The 18522-nt window shown below is 59.4% G+C and carries 16 protein-coding genes and 1 tRNA gene; 7 read left to right on the top strand and 10 right to left on the bottom strand.

Translation table 11 applies throughout. The features are described from left to right. Nucleotides 1-9: 9 nt before the first annotated feature. The 4 genes from MWH26_RS08615 to MWH26_RS08600 all read right to left on the bottom strand — a co-directional run bounded on the left by MWH26_RS08615 (nucleotide 10) and on the right by MWH26_RS08600 (nucleotide 6157). The gene (locus MWH26_RS08615; protein WP_247976877.1) at nucleotides 10-1788 is read right to left on the bottom strand and encodes an OmpA family protein; all 1779 of its coding nucleotides are present in this window, start codon (nucleotides 1786-1788) and stop codon (nucleotides 10-12) included. Nucleotides 1789-1964: 176 nt separating this feature from the next. Further along, complete coding sequence (locus tag MWH26_RS08610; RefSeq protein ID WP_247976876.1) at nucleotides 1965-2963, bottom strand: PspA/IM30 family protein; 999 nt, start codon at nucleotides 2961-2963, stop codon at nucleotides 1965-1967. 194 nt (nucleotides 2964-3157) lie between these two features. Continuing rightward, nucleotides 3158-3850, bottom strand: coding sequence for a hypothetical protein (locus MWH26_RS08605; protein ID WP_247976875.1), 693 nt, complete (start codon nucleotides 3848-3850; stop codon nucleotides 3158-3160). Between the two features lie 237 nt (nucleotides 3851-4087). Continuing rightward, the gene (locus MWH26_RS08600; protein WP_247976874.1) at nucleotides 4088-6157 is read right to left on the bottom strand and encodes a tetratricopeptide repeat-containing sensor histidine kinase; all 2070 of its coding nucleotides are present in this window, start codon (nucleotides 6155-6157) and stop codon (nucleotides 4088-4090) included. A gap of 304 nt (nucleotides 6158-6461) precedes the next feature. Here MWH26_RS08600 and MWH26_RS08595 point away from each other — a divergent pair, with 304 nt between their 5' ends. Then, on the top strand, nucleotides 6462-7322 hold the full coding sequence (locus MWH26_RS08595; RefSeq protein WP_247976873.1) for a DNA/RNA non-specific endonuclease: 861 nt from the start codon (nucleotides 6462-6464) through the stop codon (nucleotides 7320-7322). Between the two features lie 129 nt (nucleotides 7323-7451). Then, entirely contained in the window at nucleotides 7452-7826 is a 375-nt protein-coding gene (locus MWH26_RS08590) for a 4-fold beta flower protein (RefSeq protein ID WP_247976872.1), read from the top strand. A 528-nt stretch (nucleotides 7827-8354) separates the two neighbouring features. On the opposite strand, the gene MWH26_RS08585 is transcribed toward MWH26_RS08590, so the two are convergent. Together MWH26_RS08585 and MWH26_RS08580 are read right to left on the bottom strand one after the other, a co-directional pair. Next, on the bottom strand, nucleotides 8355-8582 hold the full coding sequence (locus MWH26_RS08585; protein ID WP_244696194.1) for a hypothetical protein: 228 nt from the start codon (nucleotides 8580-8582) through the stop codon (nucleotides 8355-8357). Between the two features lie 245 nt (nucleotides 8583-8827). Then, on the bottom strand, nucleotides 8828-9202 hold the full coding sequence (locus MWH26_RS08580) for a hypothetical protein (RefSeq protein WP_247976871.1): 375 nt from the start codon (nucleotides 9200-9202) through the stop codon (nucleotides 8828-8830). A gap of 460 nt (nucleotides 9203-9662) precedes the next feature. On the opposite strand from MWH26_RS08580, the gene MWH26_RS08575 reads away from it, so the two are divergent. Continuing rightward, complete coding sequence (locus MWH26_RS08575; protein ID WP_244696192.1) at nucleotides 9663-10106, top strand: hypothetical protein; 444 nt, start codon at nucleotides 9663-9665, stop codon at nucleotides 10104-10106. On the opposite strand, the gene MWH26_RS08570 is transcribed toward MWH26_RS08575, so the two are convergent. Then, nucleotides 10081-10524 carry a BLUF domain-containing protein gene (locus tag MWH26_RS08570; RefSeq protein WP_244696191.1) on the bottom strand — a complete coding sequence of 148 codons (444 nt, stop codon included), beginning with the start codon at nucleotides 10522-10524 and terminating at the stop codon, nucleotides 10081-10083. The genes MWH26_RS08575 and MWH26_RS08570 overlap by 26 nt on opposite strands. A gap of 142 nt (nucleotides 10525-10666) precedes the next feature. On the opposite strand from MWH26_RS08570, the gene MWH26_RS08565 reads away from it, so the two are divergent. Further along, nucleotides 10667-10873, top strand: a complete 207-nt coding sequence (locus MWH26_RS08565; protein WP_244696190.1) for a hypothetical protein — start codon at nucleotides 10667-10669, stop codon at nucleotides 10871-10873. Nucleotides 10874-12374: 1501 nt separating this feature from the next. Here the strand turns inward: MWH26_RS08565 and MWH26_RS08560 are convergent. The 3 genes from MWH26_RS08560 to MWH26_RS08550 form a co-directional block, all read right to left on the bottom strand. Then, nucleotides 12375-12447 (bottom strand) — tRNA-Thr (locus tag MWH26_RS08560). Nucleotides 12448-12602: 155 nt separating this feature from the next. Then, nucleotides 12603-14894, bottom strand: a complete 2292-nt coding sequence (locus tag MWH26_RS08555; RefSeq protein WP_247976870.1) for a DUF349 domain-containing protein — start codon at nucleotides 14892-14894, stop codon at nucleotides 12603-12605. Nucleotides 14895-14939: 45 nt separating this feature from the next. Further along, complete coding sequence (locus tag MWH26_RS08550) at nucleotides 14940-15506, bottom strand: YqgE/AlgH family protein (protein WP_247976869.1); 567 nt, start codon at nucleotides 15504-15506, stop codon at nucleotides 14940-14942. A gap of 248 nt (nucleotides 15507-15754) precedes the next feature. On the opposite strand from MWH26_RS08550, the gene pdxH reads away from it, so the two are divergent. The 3 genes from pdxH (at nucleotide 15755) to MWH26_RS08535 (ending at nucleotide 18483) form a co-directional block, all read left to right on the top strand. Then, nucleotides 15755-16405 carry a pyridoxamine 5'-phosphate oxidase gene (gene pdxH / locus MWH26_RS08545; RefSeq protein WP_247976868.1) on the top strand — a complete coding sequence of 217 codons (651 nt, stop codon included), beginning with the start codon at nucleotides 15755-15757 and terminating at the stop codon, nucleotides 16403-16405. Nucleotides 16406-16532: 127 nt separating this feature from the next. Continuing rightward, nucleotides 16533-17879, top strand: coding sequence for a DUF1015 domain-containing protein (locus MWH26_RS08540; protein ID WP_247976867.1), 1347 nt, complete (start codon nucleotides 16533-16535; stop codon nucleotides 17877-17879). Further along, nucleotides 17860-18483, top strand: a complete 624-nt coding sequence (locus MWH26_RS08535; RefSeq protein WP_244696187.1) for a Maf family nucleotide pyrophosphatase — start codon at nucleotides 17860-17862, stop codon at nucleotides 18481-18483. The genes MWH26_RS08540 and MWH26_RS08535 overlap by 20 nt, the downstream gene beginning before the upstream one ends. The last annotated feature ends 39 nt before the right edge of the window (nucleotides 18484-18522 follow it).

Genomic DNA, 18522 nt, shown 5'->3' with positions numbered 1-18522 from the left:
TCACACCCTCTAATTCCCCAGCACTATTTCCACGCGGCGGTTCTTGGCCTTGCCCTCGGGGGTAGCGTTGGGGGCTACGGGCTCCTGGGCGCCGTGGGCGTACACCTGCACGCGGCCTTCGGGGAAGGCACTGCGGCTGCGCTGCTCCAGCCAGTGCTCCACGGCCAGGGCCCGATCCTCGGAAAGCTGCTGGTTGCGCTGCGGGTCGCCCACGTTGTCGGTGTGACCGTGCACGGCTACTTTCAGGCGGCCGGCTACTACCAGGTCGTTGAAGAGCTGCTGAAGCTGGCGCTCGGCGGCCGGCGTGAAGGAGCTTTGGCCGGTGTTGAACTCGATGTTCCAGGCCCGCTTGCTTACGCTTTGGCGGATTTCATCATCGGCGGCGAAGCGTTGCTGCTCGGCCGGGGCCAGGGTTTTGCCGCGGTACTTGTCCTGGAGCTTTTTCAGAGGCGTGAGGTCCAGCATCTGGGTCAGGGGCACGTAGCTGGGCAGCTCGCGGGGGTAGAGGCGGCTCTGCACGTCGCCGAAAGTTTTGTACACGGCCGCGTAAATGTTGGTGCCGCCCTCGTTCAGGCCAAACAAAGCCAGGTTGTCGGCGAAATTGAAGGCCTTGCTGCCGCCCAGCTCCACTACCTCCCCGTTGCGGTCGGCCTCACTCACGCCCTTGTAGTAGCGCAGCCAGTAGGCGCCGGGCTTGTCCTTGTCGCCGTACACCTGGGCCGAAATATCGGCGGCGCGGCTCAGGGCTTCGGGGTGACTTTTCACCTGGTCGCCGGCCACAGCGAAGGCAGTCATCAGGGCTTCCACTTCTTTCGGGTGGGCATCGTACCAGCGCTTGGTCGTGACCATGATGTTGGGCATCTGGTTGCTGTAGTCCTTGGTCGAGACGATGTTCACCAGGCCCCCTTTCTGGCGGGCAATGTTCACGTCGCCGGGCGTCCAGGTGGCTACGGCGTCGGCCACTACATCTACTTTCACGCCGGTATTCTTGCCGTTTACCACCTTCACGCGCTGCTCCGGCTTGCCGATGATGTACTTCTCGGCGGCTACTAGGAAGTCGGAGGCGGCCAGGAAGTTCACGGCCTCGGGGTCGTAGGTGGTTTCGTCGGGGTTGACTTTCAGGCCATTATCGGCGCACCACTTCAGGGCAATGTTCTGGTCCCCGTCGCGCAGGTAGCAGGCAATGGTTTTGCCCAGGGCGCCTTTCGGGTTGTCGAGCCACTCTTTGGGGCCCATGAGCTTGTCTTCACCAAACGACTTTCCTACCGAGTAGGGAATGATTTGAAGGCTAGTGCCGGCTTTTTCCAGTTGGGTTTGCACCGCCGAGAAGGCCGGTAGCCCGTCGCCCATGATGCTCACTAGCAGGCCCGGCGTTTCGGGGTTCTGCTGCAAGTCCAGGGCGTTTTTCACCAAGTCGGCCTGCATTTTGGCTACGTCGTCCTGGCGCACAATCTGCATGTCCAGGCCGCCGGCGGCCATGCTGGAACCCTGGGTGGTGCGCGGGCCGCCGTTGGCCAGCATCCCGGCCATTTGCGAGTTCCAGGCCATTACCTCCCACACCACGGGCGTGCCCTTCTCGGCGGGCGTAGTGGAGGGCAGCGGAGCCAAGGGCACCACCACGTTGCTGCGCGAGCCGCCGTTGGCCGCGGGCAGCTCAATGGAGTTCAGCAGCACCGATTCAGTAGCCGCTTTCTTGAAGATGAGTCCACTTGACACCACCTTGTTAATACCGAAGTAGAGCAGCGCCACAAGCAGGGCGCCCAGTACAATTTTACCGCGAGTTGTCATGGTTGTAAGAAGCTATAAGAGAGGAGTTTGAAGCTAGAATAGGGGTAGGCGGAGCGTGGTGCCGAGGTTGAAATACTAAGCCGAAAGGACAGTGGAAGGAAACTTGAGAGAAGAAAGGAGCCAGGGGGAAGTAGCTGTAATTCTGTCTTCTAGCTCCTGTCTCCTAGCCGCTGGCGTTACTCCAGCAGGCTGCGGTAGGCGTCGGTGGTGGCCGTGCGGGTTTGGGCGGAGGTCATGGGGGCGGGCTTCTCGTCGAGGAGGGCATTGAACTCGCCTTTTTGGTAATTTTCGAGCAGGCGCTGGCCTTTCTCGCTCATGACGCCGTTCTGGATGTCCATTTCCTTCACGAACTCCTGGCTGTAGCGCATGGCCTGCTTGATTTGGCCGAGCTGCTGGGCCATGTCCTGGGCCACGCGGTCGGTGGCCAGGTCGAAGAAGTACTTCTTGTCCGGGTCGCCGCGCAGGATGTTCATGGCGGCCCGCATGCCGGAGCAGGTGCGCTTCACCAGTTCGTACTCGTCCTTGAGTAGATTGACTTTGAATTTACTGTTGTCGATCTGGCGCAGGGCGGCTTTCAGGATCTGGCGCATCACCAGGCTCACGTTTTGGGTGGTGGTGAGCATGGGCTGCAGGCGCTGGTTGTATTCCTGAAGCTGGGCGGCGCGGGAAGCGTAGCTTTCGGCCGCGTCGGGCTCGCGCTGGCGGGTAGCCGAGTCGGCCAGGGCCAGGTACTCGCGCATCTGCAGGGTGTTGGCTTCCAGCTTGCGCTTCACCAACTCATGAGCGCCTTCCACGTGGCCCACTTCCTCCTCCATCTTGCGCGCTTCCTGCCCAGTAGAGCGGATGTAGTCCTCCATGATGCCGATGGGGTCGGTGTTGACGAAGATGCCCGCCGCCGTGCGGAAAATCCGTTGCCCGGCGTACCAGAAACCCGCTTTGATGCGCGGGTTAGTGAGCAGCAGAAAGGCCCCAAACAGCACGCCCAGGCCAATGCCCAGCTTCACGGTGTCGAACACCATGTCGACCAGAAAGGGGACGATGGTGCCCCAGCCGTACACGCCGGCGGCCACTACCCCGCCCAGAAACACCCAGCCGGCTACCTTCTCGGGCTGCTGCCACTTGGGCAAGGTGCCGCTCAGGCCGGGTTTAAGTTCGGAAGGAAAAGAGGTGTTCATGGTTTTTAGGTAATGAAGTGAAGAGGTGATGAAGAGAGGAAGTGAGGAGTGGATAAGTGAGGTGGTAGGGGGCAGGAGGTAAGAAGATTAGGATGCTACTAGCCGCCAGAAAAGCGTGCGGCGTGTCAACCATTACTTGTCACCCGTTACCTTTCACCTCCTCACCCCATCACCTCATTACCTCCTCCCTCACCTCACCTCAGCAAAAAGGATTGGGTAGCCTGCCGGTGGGCCTTCAGCTCTGTGGCGGCGGCAGCGTGGGCCAACTCGTAAGAAGCCAGGGCCGCGGCGGCTTTTTGCTGCTGCTCCTGCAACTGCTGGCGCGTGGCCTGGAGTTGCTGCTGCTTTTCCTCCAGTTGGCGGGCCAGCTCCGTTAGGGCCAGTTGCAGTTGCTGCTCCTGCTGCTGGAGCTGCACCAAAGTGCTGGGGGCCACGCCTGCAATGCGGATTTCGCCCAGCTTCTCGCGGTGGCGCTCCAGAATCTGGTTGCGGTCGGCCGTCAGCTTTATCTCAAACTGGTCGGCCGATTTTAGCAGCGCCGGTAAATCCAGGCCCGTGACGGCGGTAAAGGCGTTGAAGGCCGTTTGGTAAAGAATCGGACCTGATAGGCCGCTGGCTTGCAGACTCCTGACCATTTTGGTGTAGGCCACGAAGTCTTTGCCGTCGCCGGCAAGTAGGCCCTGAATGTGGTCGAGGTGGCGCTGCTCGGGTTGGGTCAGGGACGGCGGGGTAGGTGAAGCCGGACTGCTAGCAGCCGTGGCAAACAGCGCGGCGGAGCCTGGCAGGGGCCGCCCGCCGTTCACTGCGGCTACCGAGGGGCCTTCGGGCGAAGTTTCTTCAATGAAGAAGTCCTTGGCGGCTTTGGCGATGTTGTCGAAAAGAGGCATAGCAGGTAGTGCTTGGGTGATGAAGCCCTATTGCCAATACCAATGCCGATGCTGCCGTACTGATAATTAACTATTGATAAATGGTTGATAATCAAAATATTAATAAATGAATTATAGTAATTTTTTTAGGACACAGTTTTGTGTCCCCTACCAAAACGGTAGGGTAGCATTATCAGAAAGGAAGGGTAGGAAAGAAGCGAGCGAGTGGACAAGTGCTGACCCTGCGGCTAATTGCTACTAAGCCGTGTAGGCGGGCAGGGATAGTATAATGCGGTACTCGGTGCCCTGGTGCAGGGTGCTGCTTACACTAAGCTGCCCGCCCAGGCCTTTGGTAATCAGATCATAGCTGAGGGGTAGCCCCAGGTCGGCGGAGGCGTTGTCGGGGCCGGGGAAGCGCTTAAACAGGGTTGCCAGGGCCTCCTCCGAAAATCCCAGGCCATTATCGCGCACCAGAATCTCCACGCTGTCGGTTGTGCGGTGGGTGCGGAGTTCCACCTGCGGCACGTATCCTTCCTCGGGCTCAGCCCCGGCCTGGCGCTGGAGCACGGCCAGCAGGGTAGCGCTGAAAATGCCCACCAGGGCCCGGCCCACATCCTGCCGAACGATTTGCACCGGGCCCACGGCCGGATCAAGGCGCAGGGTTAAGGCCGCGTTGAAATAGCGGTTTTTAGCGCGCAAATCGTGGTAGGCCAGCCGCAGGTATTCCTCGGCCAGGGTATTGAGTTCAGTAAGCTGGCGCGGGCTGGTTCCGTTTTGGGAGTATTCCAGCATGCCGCGCACAATGGAGTCGGCCCGCTGGGCATACTGCAGGATGCGGGTTTGATTTTGCAACAGATTTTGCAGCATCTCGTCCACAACTTCTTGGTCGTGGGAGGGAGGCAGGGCGTTGCTGATTTCCTGACGCAACTCCGTGCACAGCTCGGCGCTGCTGGCGGCAAACTTGCGCACGGAACTAACCGGCGTCTGAATTTCGTGGGCTACCCCGGCCATCAGCTCGCCCAACGAGGCCATTTTTTCGCGGAGCACCAGTTGGCTCTGGGCAATTTTGAGCTCCTGCAGGGTGCGCGCCAGATGGTCGCGCTGGGCTGTGAGCTCCTTGGCTTGGTGGGTCACCTGCTCATTGAGGCTTTGCAAGCGGCGGTTAGCGTGCTGCTGCTGGCGGTTGCTGCGGCCCAGCAGCACGGAAACCAGTAGCAGCACGCCTACGCCCGCCAGCAGGGCGGCAGTGTGCACGTGCCCCTCAAACTGCTTGCGCTCTGCTTCCAGCTCCCTGAGCCGCTGCTGCTCGGCAAATCCAATGGCATCGAGCTGCTTAATGCGCCGCGGATTATGCAGGCTGTCCTGGGCCGTGAGGAGCAGGCGCATGTACTTCAGGGTGCTGTCGGGCTGCCGTTGGCTTTCAAAAATGGCCGTCAGTAGCTTGCTGTTGCGCACAATACCTACCACAAACGGCAATTGCTGTCCGAGCCGAAGGGCTTTGCGGGCGTAGTAAATACTGGAATCTGGTTGGTGGCGGGCCCGGTACAGCTCGGCCATGTACTGGTAGGAGCGGCAGGCGCTGCGGTGGTCATTTTCGGGTAGGGCCGCCCGTACGCTGCGCCGGTAGAAGGCCAGGGCCTCAGTGGGGCGTCCCTGGGCCACCTGTAGCAGTCCTAGCTCACGCAGCACGTAGGGGGCAGGGTTACCCCAAGAACTCTGGTGCACGCTGGGTGCGTGCTGGGTAAGTTGCCAGGCCTGGTTCAGGAAAAAGGCGGCGGAATCGTAGCGGCGCAGGCCCTCGTAGCTGGCGCCCAGGTTGGTGAGCACGCTAATAAGCTGGGAAGTATCCTGGGTGCGGGCCAGCTGGTAAAGCTCACGGGCCCGAAAGAAATACTGCAGCGAGGGGCGGTAGTCGTCCAGGGCAAAGTACAGCAGGCCGGTTTGGTTGAGCGTGCGGGCCGTGCCCTCCAGGTCGTGACTGGCTTCGTTCAGGCGCAGGGCCTGCAAATCAACCCGCAAGGCCTGGGGCAGGTTGCCCCGTTCGCCCAGCAGCAAGGCAATGCGCGAGAGGCAGCGCCCTTCGCCTTTGGGGTAATGGATGCGGCGCGCCAGGTCCAGGCCCTGACGGGCATACCACTGCACGGAGTCAAAGCGGGAGTAGCGGTACGTAGCGGCCAGATCGGCCAGCAGCAGCACCCGGGCCGTATCGGTGGAAGCGCGCCGTAGGGCTTGGTGCACGGCGCGGGTTTGCGGACTTTGGGCCCAGGCGGCGGAACCAGTTACAAGTAGCAGCAGCCCCAGCAGTACCCCCAATACGCGTTGAATCATAGGGAAAGGTACGCACGGGAAGCGGCCACGAAAAATTTCTTGCGCCGGCCTGTTTTCGGGCAGCGGGGCGAAGTGGTAAGGCAGGAAGCTCCTCCGCAGTCAGGCAGGCTCTTAGGCCCCGGTTGTTGAGCGGGGCACCATGCAGAACACGCCCGTGGCCTCGTGCAGGCCTCCCGTCGAACCCAGGGCGGCTCCGGCCGTACCTGAAAAAGCGGTTGTAGCCTCCTGAAACAGCCGTTTTTAGGGGCTGCTCTAGGGTCGTAGCTCCGGGTTGAATGATTCTCTAAAGCCTACCTTTGCAGCTATGGTTTTCTCTTTCCTTCCATTCCGGCGCGGCTGTAGCCTGCTGGGGCTGGCTCTGCTTGCCGGGCTGTGGTCCTGTTCTTCTGACGACGAACCCACTCCAGCCCTTCCCGAGCACCTAACCCTGGGCAATCCGAGCGGCGCGGCTGCGGATGTACGATTGTCGACCAACTACCTGCTGCTCAAACCCCAGTACGCCTTGTCCTACCACCGCGACCAGGGCAAGCCCAACTGGGTAAGCTGGCATCTTACAACCGGCTGGCTGGGCAGTGCCGCCCGCCAAGATGATTTCCGGCCCGATGAGGCTCTGCCCGCCGGCTGGTACCGGGTTAGCAGCGGCAGCTACTCGGGTTCGGGCTTCGACCGGGGCCACAACTGCCCCTCAGCGGACCGCACCCGCACAACGGCCGACAATTTGGCTACCTTTCTGATGAGCAATATGATGCCCCAGGCCCCGCGCAACAATCAGCAAACTTGGGCTACGCTGGAAGAGTACTGCCGGCGGCAATTGCAGAGCGGCGCTCAGGAACTCTACATCATCTGCGGAAGCTACGGCCGGGGAGGAACGGGCTCGGAGGGCTACAAAACCACCCTCGACCAGGGGCGCGTCACGGTGCCCGCCCGGGTGTGGAAGGTTATCGTTATTCTGCCGACCGGCGAGGCTGATGCTGCTCGCGTGCGGCCAAATACCCGCGTTATTGCCGTGGACATGCCCAACAACAATTCCGTATCCGGCGGCTGGGAAACCTACCGCACGAGCGTAGATGCCATTGAAGCCGCCACGGGCTTTGACCTGCTCTCGGCCGTGGACCCCGCCGTGCAGCAGCAACTGGAAAGTCAGCCGGATACCGGGCCCTTGTAACTTCAGGCAAAGTAGTCAGCCGGCCCATGGCTCTATGGCCGAAGGCAATTCGACCATAGAGCCATGGGCCGGCCTAAATCCGATTAGCTTGCCGGCTTCGTTTATAGGTGGAATTTCATGCAGTACCACATGATTCCGCTTTACAACACAACCGGCGCGCCAGTAGCTTACGCCGACGAGGCATGCCGAGGCATTTACGACGGGCAGGGTAGCCTAGTAGCTTGGTTTGAAGGAGAGTTTCTGTACACGGCCGCGGGGCGTTACCTGGGCTGGGTCGAGCAGGGCTGGTTGTACGACCGGCACGGGCGCCCCGCCTTGTTTGCTGAAACTGCCATTGGGGGGCCGGCCCGGCCCGTCATATCCCGGCGGGCTACGGCGCTGCCCACTCGCATTAGCTGGGCCGCGCTGCCGCGCCCCTTGCCCCGGCGGCAGCCCCGCCCGGCGCGTCGGCGCCGAGCTGCAGAATGGTCTCCTGTGTCGGCTCTCACGTATTTTGGGCAGTAGGCAGGCGGCAAAAGCAGTGCTCAGTAAGCTCGGCTGATAGTAAGCTCAACCAGAACGAGGTAAGTACGTATGATCAGCACGTTTGACCACCTGCTTCATGTCCTTACCGGCTACTCCCCCCGCGTACCCACCCCGGCCCGGCGAACTGACCGCCTTGTTACGCACAATCCGCCTGCACTTGCTTGCCTTGCACCCTACAAGTCCCTACCGGGTTGCTCGGCTAGTTCGCATCGCAGACCAGTTTGAATACATTCTGGTGGGGTGGCCCCGGGAAAACTGGCCCCAGGCAAGCCGGCAGGCAGCTACTATGCCCACCCAGGCAGCCTTGCTCACTAACATTGCAACCGCCAAGGCTTTGTTGGCCACTCCGGCGGTGCAGCAGGAATTGCAGTGGCGAGCCGTGCACAAGTTGCTACTGGAAAGCGCTTTGCACTTTTTGTAGAGTAGGCCCAGAAAAAGCATCTTTATGTGCTTGTAGGTAGCAAGGAGTAGCCCGTACTACCGCCAGCTGTGCTACGGGGAAATAATTTACAGGGGTGACCACTGCGCAGCAGCCTGCAGCAAGGCATCTGCCCCTGAAACGGAACGCTGCGTAACCAAATCCAGGCAATGGCGCTGCAAGCGCATATCTTGCACGAAACTAAACGTCCCGCGTTGTGTGTGGCGGGCGGCCATCAGTTGAGCTAGTAATACGGCCGCAGTAGCAAACTGCTCGTCGTGCAAGGCGGCCCGGAAAGATACTTCAGTATCAGACATTGCGCGAAAAATTGTACTCATTTCGCCTGCGCAACAAGCATACCAAAATATTACAAATACCGTTTCCCACCCTTGCTTTAGCAAGCCTAACTGGAGATTCATAATCGCTACCCCACACTCAGTCTTCCTTCTGCTTGGTGGGAGTAAAGTTTTACTGGAGCACTCCCCAATAGCAGGTTTAAATTGGTTCAGATGAGCATGAGGCAGCTCCTGCGCCTAGTGCTAGCACAACTAGCTACATTGCCCTAACTGGCCCCTAAACGTGGGCGGCGCTTCCGCAGGGGCCTAGCGGCCTCCTGAGCAGAATCGGAATAGGAAGGTGCACTCTGGCCTAGGTCAGATCCAGACAACTCCGTATCGGCCGCTTCCGGCTCTTCCTGGTATAGCCGCCCCTCCATCAGGTGGGCCAGTTCATCGGAGCCGGCCGCGGTAGCGCGGGCGGGGGTAGTGCCCCGGGCTGGGCGTTCCTGTTTGGCGCGCCAGCGTAACAGCGTGTCGGCTACTTCCTCAATGGCTTTTTGCATTCCCTTGGGCAAACCAGTGGCCGGTACCGGAGAGGGAAATAGGGGCGCGAGTAGGGCCGTGATGTCAGCGGCCAGGGCTTTCTTCGGCGTTTTCACTTGAGAGACAGGCTAGATGCAGACACGACCCCAAAGGTGGGGCGGCTGCAAGGTAGGAAAAAGCAAGTCGAACCCGCGGCGCAGTTTTGCACTGCTGCCAACAATGGCAATTTAGGTGCTTTGTTATGCAGTCAAGTCGCTCGAACTGATGGGCTGAAACTCATCGGGCCGGGCGAGCACGCCGGGAGGCTATTCTCCTCGTCGGTTGATCAGCCCCTGCGGATAGTTCAGGGTCTTGGCCGTGTGGCGAGCCCGCTAGGCCTGCATCCACTCCGCGTATACGTCGGCAGGGTGCGCATGGCGATAACTGGGGTAATTAGCAGGAAATTGGTTTCTGCCAGCGGCAGAAACAGTGCGTGTTTTCCGCATTACAATATCAGTAAAACTGCGTAGATGGGAGTTTAGGCCGATACCGACCTTTGACCTCCCCTGAGTAGCAACATCTCCCCTATACCTTTCTATGCTGATTAACTCCTTGCCGGATTCAGATGGCAGCCGGTGCACGCTCACGTTTGATGCCGAAAACAACTGGTTGCGCGCCACGTGGCGCGGTTACGTAGACCCATTGGAAGCCATGCGGGGGGCGCAGAACTACCTGGACCAGGCCCAGGGCATGTCCTGCCCACTGTTACTGAACGACAACGTGGCCCTGCAAGGCCCGTGGTTTGATACCTTGGAGTGGCTGGAGCAAGCGTGGCTTCCGCAGGCCGAGCGCCTGGGCTTGCGCTGCATCGCCCACGTTGTGCAACAAGACACGGGGGCGGACATTCTCACCCGCTCGTTTCTGTCACCCATGATTGGCCCGCTGCAGCTGCAAGTATTTCACCAGGTGGAAGACGCCGAAGAGTGGCTGCGCAACTGCTGGCAGCAGCAACAGGCTACCGCTGAACCGGCGCCGCAGTAGCGTCAAGCAATTGATGGGCAAACGCGTGCACGGTTTGTAGCGCGGGTAGGTGGGTGTAGCTTTCCCGGTAACAGTGGGTAGTCACCTGCTCCAGGGGGAGAAACCCGTCCAGCTGGCTAAGGCTCGGGGAAGGTGCGTAGCAGGAAATATGCGTCGCCTCGAAGCAGCGCTCCGGGCACTGGTAGTGAAACAAGGGCGTGAGTTCGTGGTGGCGCACGTCGCGTTGAATGCGGGCCAGCATCTGCTGCAAGGTGGCGTGTTCTCCCTCCAGTAACTGAAGAAAGTGTCCTTGGCCGTACAACAGCAGGCTGCTTACCCCTGTCGCCTGGTTAGTCCGATGCATCTGGGTGTGCAAAGCCAGCAAGTGGCTTTCGTCATAGGAGCGGGTGGCACTGCTCAGGTATAAAAGATGATGCATGGATCGGCGCGTGGGGGATAGGGTACCTACGCGGTGAGTTTTACAAAGGATACGCGCTTAGTCTTTCCTTGTAAGCAAGCTGTCAGCGCTCGTGACGAAGCAGCTGATGGACCCTTTTGCAGGAGTGGCGCGTTGCCCTGGTATGTCAACATCAGGTAAACGCCCCCGCAAAGCCAGCGAAGAAGCTGCGCCTGCTCTCTCCCATGCCGATCAACTCCTGGCCTTGCACCAGCGGGAAGCCGGCAAAACGGTTATGTACAAGCATGATGCCTGGGGCCACATGGAAACGCGCTTCGTGCGCACGCAGAACGTGGCGGCCTGGGAAGCCAAAGGCTTTTTCCGCCGGTAAGTCTTCTGCTCTACCTTACACAACAAAAAGCCCCTCCGGTCTGGAAGGGCTTTTTTGTTAATTATGTTTTCTAGTAGCAGTGCTCTGCCGTGCCGCCCACGGCCCAACACAGGTGCTATGTGTTAGATTTCGACTAGTACAACCCGACTTCCTTAGAGGTTAGCGAGACACCCGAGGCCTGGCTGCTGATTCCCAACAAGCGGGTTACTACCTACAAGATGGTGGTTGCCGCCAGCGACACAGATAATACCTCGCCACTACGGGCCTACCTTATGCTTCTTATAGCGTGCGGGTTCGTAATGAGGCCTTAGGTCAAACGCACATTATAGACGTACTGGACTATAATAGAGTAGCCCTTAGAGGCTGAACACAGCCTTTGAAAGTCCTAGCTTGCACTTGCATTGAGGCTTTTTGATTGACAGCATTATTCAGAAGACCTTGGTCTTATAATAGCAAGCCTCATACACCTGCCGATGATATTCCAACTGCTGTAATGTAGGTACAGAGCGTCTCTTCTTGGTGAAGAGTCGAATTAAAAACGCTGGAAGGAAGGCCATAAAGGTGGTGATGTAGTGTACTGTATAAATATCATATTTTTTACTGAAATGATTCAATAAAACAACAGTTTTTTAGTAACCCAGGTAAACTCTACAGCGCTTTTCTACTCATACGGCGTTTTGGTAAGTCCACATTTCGTATTCGCTTGGGGTAGTTAGAGTGCTGATCTATTTCCGATTAATCTATTTAGCCTTATACTTTGGAATTGTGGTCCGCCTGTTTGGGCAGGGCGTGCACCTGCGGTGGTTGATTCTATTGGGGGCAGGCTGATTATTCGAGGAAATATTAATGATACGACTAATTCAGCCGAAGGCAGTGTGTTCCGACCCCTAGGTACTGCAGCGCACGGCAACACATGAGTAGCTGCTCCGCGCCAGCAACCGAATGCCGGCCCATCATACGGTGCTCACTACCTAGCTAGATTCTTACAGATCTACGTGTAGGACGGCTAGCAGCAGGCTACACCTCCTCAGAACCCGCAAGAGTTCAACGTGGAGATAGAACTGAGCTTGCGGCATACCCCTGACCTGCATTTGATAACGACTTCTCTCATAAGATGGCAGGCACCTGAATATAGCGGCCAAGCAGCGCGTTGGGCTGACGGTGTAGGCCAATAAAAATCAAAGAATTAGAAAAAATCCTTAAGCGCGAACTCAAGACTGGCGGTAAAATTGACCTTTCCTAAGGCGGGAAGACTTAAACTCTGATTGTGGAACAGCAGTGTGAGAGGGACTCACACAAACGCAACTTAAGTATTCCTAAAATATCTCCAGTGTTTTCCTTAGGTTATACTTAAAGTCTGTTCGCCAAGCCAATTGCTTCTGAGAGTAGAGGAAAAGTGTTCCTTTCAGTACCCATCTTACTCCACATAGATATGCTAGCAGGCACACCAAGAAAAAACCCCTTGCAAATCATTGATTTACAAGGGGTTTAACATCCTGTGAGCCTCCTGTCGGGATCGAACCAACGACCTACTGATTACAAGTCAGTTGCTCTACCAGCTGAGCTAAGGAGGCATTGAGGTGGCACAAAAGTAGTAGGTGGATTTAAACTGGCAAAAGTATTTCTAATAATTAATGACCTTTAAATAGTAAGTGCCTGACTTACCGGTAAATAAAAAACGCCTCCAACATGATGAAAGAGGCATTTTTTATACATAAGCAGCGGAATCTTAGCTCCGGATTAGTCGAAGCTGTTTCTTCAGCCCATCAATGCGCGTCTGAGCGTCGTCGATCCGCCCCTGGTATTCTTCCCGAAGTTGATTGGCGTTTTTGGAACGAGCGAAAAACTCCAAATTAGTTTTCAGGGTAGAAATATCGTTTTCCAGCTCATTAATTTCCCGACGGAGTGCCTGCTCCTTTTTATACAGTTGCTGCTGGGCGTCGGGGGATGTTTTCAGGCGCTCCACCTGCAGACTGAACAACAGGTCGGTGCGCTCCGCATAGGAAAGTGACGGCACGGTATCCAGGTATTTGCCCATCAGAGCCTGAAACTTCTCTTCGGCCCGGTCGGCGTTGCGGGTGCCGCCGGCGAATGTACGCCACTCGCTTACGTGCTGACGGAATCCTTCAAGGGTGCCAGGTTGATCGGGGGAAAGGGCGGCCACGGCTTCCTCCACCTGTAGTAGGTGCTGGTTCTGCTCCTGGCTAACTTGGTGCTGCTGCTGCTCGCGCTGGCGCGTTTCCTCCTTCTTGCGGTCAAAAAACGAGTCGCAGGCGGTGCGAAAGCGGTTCCAGACCTTGTCTGACTGCTTCTCCGGCACGCGGCCAATCAGCTTCCACTCCTTTTGGAGCCGAATAACAGTTTCCCGGGCTTCTTCCCAGTTAGGATTTTGCAGAGCTGCTTCGGCTTGTTCGCACAGGTCGAGTTTGCGTTTGAGGTTTGCGTTTTTCTCCTCATCTAGGGCTTTGAAAAACTGGTTCTTGCGCTGGAAAAACCCTTTATAGGCGCCCCAGAACTGCTTGTTCATGGCTTCCGCCTTCTCCCGCGGAACTAGGCCTGCGGCATCCCAGGCCTCCTTTAGCTTCTGCAGCTCGTCGGTTTTGGCTCGCCATTCATTTACCCGTTCCGTCTGAAATTCTCCGTAGGGCTGCAGCTGCTCTAGCAGAGCCGTTTTTCGCTCCAGGTTCGCATTCTCTTGGGTTTGACGCACCGAAAGGAATTCCTTTTTGCGGTCGTGGATTTGCTCAGAAGCCTGCAAGAAGCGTTGCCACAGGGTTTCGCGTTGCTCATTCGGCACAGGGCCGATGTGCTTCCACTCTTCGTGCAGCTGCCGTAACTCCTGCAGGGCCTTGTTAATGCTGGATTGCTGCTGCAAGGCCTCGGCCCGGGCAATAAGCCCTTCCTTGGCTTCTAGATTGCGGCGGCGGTCCAGCTCCTTCATTTCGAAGAACAAGCCGCGGTTATTGTAATAGATGTCCAGCAGGGCGTGGTAGCTGTTCCAGAGTTCCTGGGCTTCCTTTTGCGGTACGGGCCCGGTAGCTTTCCAGTCGGTCTGCAGGGCCTTGATGCGGCCCGAGCTATCCTTGGTTTCAGCCGACTCCACGAGCTGGCGCAACTGCGACAACAGGTACTGCTTGTGGGCCAGATTTTTGGCGCGTTGCTCGTCCTCAGCCTTGGCGTCGCGGGCGCGACTGTCGCGGAATTCCTGCAGAGCTTTGGTCAGTTCCTGGTGGCTGATGGGATTCGTGTAGGCAAATTCCTCGGCTTGGCCACCTGCATCCACGAAGCGCTGCCGGGCCGTGGTGCGGTCGGCGAGCAGGCTGGTTTCGTAGTGGCGAAACAGATCAAAAATCTGCTTCCGGTTCTGGCGGGCATCGGGCCGTTGCACCAGTGCCAGCAAATGGGCGGCCTGCTCCGTTAGCGAGAGGGTAGTGAGATCGGGGGCGGGCTGCTCCGGGACGTACTCTTCCTCTTCCTCGGCCGTAGCAGCGGCGTCAGAGGAGGTGGGCAAGGAGCCAACAGTAGGAGCGTTTTCCAGGGCGTTTTCCAAGGTTTCCGTTCCGGCTACTGCTACCACTGGCGTTACGTGCGGATCTTCCTGCAGTGTCTCTGCTGGCTCAGTGGCCGCGGGAGCTGGGTCCGCTGCTGAACTGGCGGGCACTGCGGGTGATGCCGCGGCGCCGGGTGTGGTAGTGCCATAGTGAGCTACGGCGCGCTCTTCCCCGGCTGAAGCCGTGGTTGAGGCATCAGTTGGGGTATTATCTGGAGTGGAAACGCTGGAGGTGGGGGCAGCAGCTGGTTCAGCTGCTGAAGGAGTAAGCGGTAGGGCTTCGACCGTACCAGCTCCGGCTGGTTCATCCAGCACCGGGGCTCCCTGGTTGGGCCGCTCCGTGATGTCATCGGGGGCAGATGGGGTCTGCCGGGCTTGAATTTCGGCCAGACGACGCTGCAGAATGCTCTGGGGCGACTCCGCGTTGTTGTCAGAGTCGGTGGGAGTGGGGGCGTCTTGTTCGGGTAGCATAAAAGTCAGCTGAAAGACCCCGAAATACGGGGTACGTGGAGGCGCTTAGTTAAGACGAGGGTCAGTGGGGTAGTTGGACAGCACGCGGAAGCGGCCACCTTTTTCGCGCAAAATGGATTGCCAGAAGGCATCAGTTTCCAAAGTAAATACTTTCCCGGCAGCATTGGGGTGCACAATCCAGACATTTTCCCGCACTTCCTCGGCCAGCTGCCCGGCCGTCCAGCCGGAGTAGCCCGCGTACAGGCGCACGCTGTCGGGGGAAACGCTACCGGCTAGCAGCTGCTCCAGCAAAGCGGAGAAGTCGCCGCCCCAGTACACTTCCTGCCCGAGGTGTACGGCCTGGGGCAATTCCGGCACCTGGTGCAGGTAGTGCAAGGTATCGGGCTGCACGGGGCCGCCAATGCTGAGCGGTATCTGGGCGGGCGGCAGCAGGCTGCCCCCGGGAAGCTCCAACACGTCGCCGAGCTGCAACTGGGCGGGGCGGTTCAGCACGAGACCAAAGGAGCCTTCCTCCTCGGAGTGGCTGCAGAGCAGCACCACGGTGCGCTCAAAGTTTGGGTCGCCCAAGAAAGGCTGGGAGATAAGCAGGCTACCAGGTTGAAGACGAGGCATGGACAGCAGATGGTTAAGGAGGATGTGATGCCGAAAAGCCCGGGCCAGTCTCCTGTGCAGGTTCTGAAGCGGCGGGGCACCCGCAGAAAGTACGCGAAGCAGGGGGGCAGAGGTTCCGGGGCCCGGCGCTATTGTGCTACCTTGCGGCCGAAAGGGGTGTTTTCGACCGGTGACTTTTACTTCTCTACGTAAGCTGGACCAAGAATGCTCCCTCGCCCCGCTCCGTTTTCATTCGATCCTACCTCCCCATGACCGACCAGCAACTGGCCGCCCTGCGCCAGACTTATTCCCAGCGGACTCTTACCGAAGCCGACGTGCAACCCCACGCCGTGCGGCAGTTTCGGGCCTGGCTCGAGGAGGCCATCAGCGCCCAGCTGGAGGAGCCCACGGCCATGACCCTGGCCACTGTTAGCGAGGCCGGTCAGCCGGCGGCCCGCGTGGTGCTGCTCAAGGGCCTACCCGACGATGAAGGCTTTCTGTTTTTCACGAACTACGACTCGCGCAAGGGGCAGGAGCTGGCCACCTCGCCGCTGGCGGCGCTCACCTTTTTCTGGCCGGGCCTGGAGCGCCAGGTGCGGGTAGAGGGCCGGGTGGAGAAGGCGCCGGAATCAGTGTCGACGGAGTACTTTCAGAGCCGGCCCCGAGCCAGCCAGGTGGGCGCTTGGGCCTCGCCCCAGAGCCAGCCAATTCATAGTCGGCAGGAGCTGGAACAGCGGGAGCAGGAAGTAGCGGACCGCTTTGCCAGCGAGCAGCCTTTGCCCCGGCCGCCCCACTGGGGTGGTTACGTACTCAGGCCCCAGCGCGTGGAGTTCTGGCAGGGCCGGCCCTCACGCCTGCACGACCGGATTGTGTTTGAGCGGGTGGGGCTGGAGTGGCGCCTGAGCCGGCTGGCGCCCTGAGAAAGGCGGAAAGCGGGGCAGACCGTTTGGCGCCCTGGCTACCCGCCTCTCGATTTCCTGGGGCTTCCTGCGAGCGGCCCGCCGCGGCGTTCTTTTTCCTTATCGTCTTATTTCATTGCCCAGAAAATTGGCTGAAATTCAACCCGTGCGCGGCTGGCGTTACAACCCCACGCTAAGCCAACAGATTGACGCGTACGTTTCGCCGTTGTTTGACGTGGTGTCGCCGAAGCAGCGCGAGGCTTTGTACCGCAACCCCCTCAATAGCATTCATTTGTCGGTGCCGCGGGGTGAGGAGCCCGCCGCGGCCGCGCGCGAGTGCCTGCGCCAGTGGCAGCAGCAGGGGGTAGTGGTGCAGGATGAGCTGCCGGGTATCTACGTGTACTACCAGTACTTCCGCCTAGCCGGCAGTGCCCGCGAATATTGCCGCAAGGGCTTCATGTGCCATATCCGGGCCACCGACTGGGCCGAGAACGTGGTGCTCCGCCACGAAAACACCTTGCCCGCGTCCGTCAACGACCGGGCGGAGCTGCTGGCCTGCACCCAGTTTCAGACCAGCGCTACCCACGGCCTGTACCGCGACGAGGAGTTTGAGCTGGAGCGCTACCTGGACGAGGCCATGCTCAACCCGCTTTACCAGACGGAGGAAGACCCGCTTTACCAGACGGAGGAAGACTACCAGGGCGCCCGCGACGTGCTGGCCGTCATTCAGGATGCTGGTGTAATTCGGCGGTTTCAGCAGGTGCTGGCCGAGCGGCAGGTGATTCTAGCCGATGGTCACCACCGCTACGAAGGGTCCCTGGCGTACCGGCGGGAGCGGCAGGCGGCGGCCGGCGCGGCCTACACCGGCCAGGAGGCCTGGAACTTCCACCTGATGTATTTGACCAACGCGGCCGCCGACGACTTGCGCATTCTGCCGACCCACCGGCTGCTGCTGGAGCTACCGGGCGGCCTGAGCACCGAGGAGTTGCTGGCGCGCCTGGCCCCGTACTTCACGGTGCTACCCCTCGAGGACGCCTACGATCTGCCCGAACGCATTGCGGGCAAACCCTGGGCCTTTGGCTTGTATCTGGGCGAGGGCCAGGGCTACAAAATCCGGCTCCGGCCGGAGGTGCACTGCCTGCTCGACTGGGATACTACCCCCGAGGTAAAGGCCTTGGATTTAACGGTGCTGCACTACTTCGTGCTGGAAAAAGCCCTGGGCATTGTGGGGCCGGAAGCGCAGCGCAACTGGCCCGGAGTCGCCTACGTGCGCAGCTTTTCCGAGTGCTTAACCCGCGTGGATCGGGGCGAGGCCCGAGCTGCCCTGATTACCAACGAGGTGACCATGGCCGAAGTGGAGCGGGTGTGCTACTCCGGGGCGGTAATGCCCCCCAAATCCACGTTTTTCTACCCCAAAACCATCGGCGGGTTTCTGTTTAGCAGCATCCGCGACGAGGAAACTACCGTGCCCTTCTATGCCGCTTTCCGCTCCTGATTCCCTGGTTTCCTCTACGAGCCGCCGGCCCCGGCTGGTGCTGGCCTCCAACTCGCCGCGCCGCCGACAGCTACTCACCGACCTGGGCCTGTCGTACCAGGTGCGCCTGCGGGAGGTAGATGAAAGCTTTCCGGCCCACTTGGTGCGGGCCGAGGTGGCCGAGTACCTAGCCGCCCACAAGGCCGCCGCCTACGCCCCGGACCTGGCTCCAGACGAGTTGCTTATCACGGCCGATACCATTGTGTGCCTGGAGAATGACGTGCTGAACAAGCCCGCTGACGCGGCCGAAGCCGTTCGGATGCTGCAGCGCCTGCAGGGCCGGGCCCACGAGGTGTACACGGGCGTGTGCCTGCTGCACGGCGACGGCCGGCGGGTAGTGTTTTCCGACCAGACCCGCGTGCATTTTCGCCCGCTTACCCTAGCTGAAATCGAGCATTACGTGGCCCACTATTCCCCGCTGGACAAGGCCGGAGCCTACGGTGCCCAGGACTGGATTGGCATGGTAGCGGTGACCCGGCTGGAAGGTTCTTACTTTAACGTGATGGGCCTACCCGTGCACCGGGTTTGGGAAGAACTGGTAACGCTAGGAGCTGTTGGGCTCTGATAGGAGCTGTTGGGCTCTGAGCTGAGCGCTAATCGTGCT

The organism is Hymenobacter sublimis, assembly GCF_023101345.1.
GTDB classification, from domain to species: domain Bacteria; phylum Bacteroidota; class Bacteroidia; order Cytophagales; family Hymenobacteraceae; genus Hymenobacter; species Hymenobacter sublimis.
The sequence above is the reverse complement of the archived record's forward strand: the minus strand, read 5'-3'. Positions and strand labels throughout refer to the sequence as shown.